This window comes from Vibrio sp. T11.5 (assembly GCF_027587155.1).
Classification (GTDB): domain Bacteria; phylum Pseudomonadota; class Gammaproteobacteria; order Enterobacterales; family Vibrionaceae; genus Vibrio; species Vibrio neptunius.
Genome location: NZ_JAPPTP010000049.1, coordinates 1 through 3244, shown reverse-complemented (window position 1 = coordinate 3244; position 3244 = coordinate 1). Strand labels below are relative to the sequence as shown.

The window sequence follows — 3244 nt, the reverse complement described above, 5'->3', positions numbered from 1 at the left end:
AAGCCTGGCGATGTCCTACTCTCACATGGGGAAGCCCCACACTACCATCGGCGCTAATTCGTTTCACTTCTGAGTTCGGCATGGAATCAGGTGGGTCCAAATCGCTATGGTCGCCAAGCAAATTCTTAATTCGGAAAGCTGCTATTGTGTTCTCAACACATTCAATTCTGTTCTTGCTTTGAGTCCATCAAAACCCTTTGGGTGTTGTATGGTTAAGCCTCACGGGCAATTAGTACAGGTTAGCTCAACGCCTCACAACGCTTACACACCCTGCCTATCAACGTTCTAGTCTCGAACAACCCTTTAGGACCCTCAAGGGGTCAGGGAAGACTCATCTCAGGGCTCGCTTCCCGCTTAGATGCTTTCAGCGGTTATCGATTCCGAACTTAGCTACCGGGCAATGCCATTGGCATGACAACCCGAACACCAGAGGTTCGTCCACTCCGGTCCTCTCGTACTAGGAGCAGCCCCCTTCAATCTTCCAACGCCCACGGCAGATAGGGACCGAACTGTCTCACGACGTTCTAAACCCAGCTCGCGTACCACTTTAAATGGCGAACAGCCATACCCTTGGGACCGACTTCAGCCCCAGGATGTGATGAGCCGACATCGAGGTGCCAAACACCGCCGTCGATATGAACTCTTGGGCGGTATCAGCCTGTTATCCCCGGAGTACCTTTTATCCGTTGAGCGATGGCCCTTCCATTCAGAACCACCGGATCACTATGACCTGCTTTCGCACCTGCTCGAATTGTCATTCTCGCAGTCAAGCGGGCTTATGCCATTGCACTAACCTCACGATGTCCAACCGTGATTAGCCCACCTTCGTGCTCCTCCGTTACTCTTTGGGAGGAGACCGCCCCAGTCAAACTACCCACCAGGCACTGTCCTCAACCCGGATAACGGGTCTAAGTTAGAACATCAACACTACAAGGGTGGTATTTCAAGGACGGCTCCACCGATACTGGCGTACCGGTTTCAAAGCCTCCCACCTATCCTACACATGTAGGGTCAATGTTCAGTGCCAAGCTGTAGTAAAGGTTCACGGGGTCTTTCCGTCTAGCCGCGGGTACACTGCATCTTCACAGCGATTTCAATTTCACTGAGTCTCGGGTGGAGACAGCGTGGCCATCATTACGCCATTCGTGCAGGTCGGAACTTACCCGACAAGGAATTTCGCTACCTTAGGACCGTTATAGTTACGGCCGCCGTTTACCGGGGCTTCGATCAAGAGCTTCGACTTACGTCTAACCCCATCAATTAACCTTCCGGCACCGGGCAGGCGTCACACCGTATACGTCATCTTACGATTTTGCACAGTGCTGTGTTTTTAATAAACAGTTGCAGCCACCTGGTATCTGCGACTCTCAATAGCTCCATCCGCAAGGGACTTCACCGTCAAGAGCGTACCTTCTCCCGAAGTTACGGTACCATTTTGCCTAGTTCCTTCACCCGAGTTCTCTCAAGCGCCTTGGTATTCTCTACCCGACCACCTGTGTCGGTTTGGGGTACGATTCCTTACAATCTGAAGCTTAGAGGCTTTTCCTGGAAGCATGGCATCAATGACTTCACATCCGTAGATGCTCGACATCGTGTCTCAGCCTTAAAGAGAGCCGGATTTACCTAACTCTCAAGCCTACGCACTTGAACCTGGACAACCGTCGCCAGGCCCACCTAGCCTTCTCCGTCCCCCCATCGCAATTGTAAGAAGTACGGGAATATTAACCCGTTTCCCATCGACTACGCCTTTCGGCCTCGCCTTAGGGGTCGACTTACCCTGCCCCGATTAACGTTGGACAGGAACCCTTGGTCTTCCGGCGAGGAGGTTTTTCACCCCCTTTATCGTTACTCATGTCAGCATTCGCACTTCTGATACCTCCAGCAAGCTTTACAACTCACCTTCAACGGCTTACAGAACGCTCCCCTACCCAATACATAAAATGCATTGCCGCAGCTTCGGTTTACAGCTTAGCCCCGTTACATCTTCCGCGCAGGCCGACTCGACTAGTGAGCTATTACGCTTTCTTTAAATGATGGCTGCTTCTAAGCCAACATCCTAGCTGTCTAAGCCTTCCCACATCGTTTCCCACTTAGCTGTAATTTGGGACCTTAGCTGGCGGTCTGGGTTGTTTCCCTCTCCACGACGGACGTTAGCACCCGCCGTGTGTCTCCCGGATAGTACTTACTGGTATTCGGAGTTTGCAAAGGGTTGGTAAGTCGGGATGACCCCCTAGCCTTAACAGTGCTCTACCCCCAGTAGTATTCGTCCGAGGCTCTACCTAAATAGATTTCGGGGAGAACCAGCTATCTCCAGGTTTGATTGGCCTTTCACCCCTAGCCACAAGTCATCCGCTAATTTTTCAACATTAGTCGGTTCGGTCCTCCAGTTGATGTTACTCAACCTTCAACCTGCCCATGGCTAGATCACCTGGTTTCGGGTCTATATCCAGCAACTCGACGCCCAGTTAAGACTCGATTTCTCTACGGCTCCCCTAGATGGTTAACCTTGCTACTGAATATAAGTCGCTGACCCATTATACAAAAGGTACGCAGTCACACCACGAGGGTGCTCCTACTGCTTGTACGTACACGGTTTCAGGTTCTATTTCACTCCCCTCACAGGGGTTCTTTTCGCCTTTCCCTCACGGTACTGGTTCACTATCGGTCAGTCAGTAGTATTTAGCCTTGGAGGATGGTCCCCCCATATTCAGACAGGATATCACGTGTCCCGCCCTACTCGATTTCACCTAAAATGCGCTGCCGGTTACGGGGCTATCACCCTGTATCGCAGACCTTTCCAGAACTTTCACCTGACGCATTAAAGGCTTAAGGGCTAATCCAATTTCGCTCGCCGCTACTTTCGGAATCTCGGTTGATTTCTTTTCCTCGGGGTACTTAGATGTTTCAGTTCCCCCGGTTCGCCTCATTACCCTATGTATTCAGATAATGATACCTGCTTATGCAGGTGGGTTTCCCCATTCGGAAATCCCAGACTCAAATGGCTTTTACTGCCTAATCTGGGCTTATCGCAAGTTAATACGTCCTTCATCGCCTCTGACTGCCAAGGCATCCACCGTGTACGCTTAGTCACTTAACCATACAACCCCAAAGGGTCTTACAGTCAAACAACCAAAGTTGTCTGCAATTATTTAAACATGATGCAGACTCGATTTTGCCGGACTCAAATATAAACATCACAAGGATGTTTCCAAGAACACTTGAATGTGTGTTGGTACCTAAATCA

General features: G+C 50.5%; 2 rRNA genes. Both read right to left on the bottom strand.

Annotated features, from left to right (window positions below):
• Positions 1-2: 2 nt before the first annotated feature.
• Positions 3-118 (bottom strand): 5S ribosomal RNA (gene rrf / locus OH455_RS23080).
• A 90-nt stretch (positions 119-208) separates the two neighbouring features.
• Positions 209-3097 (bottom strand): 23S ribosomal RNA (locus OH455_RS23075).
• Positions 3098-3244: the final 147 nt, after the last annotated feature.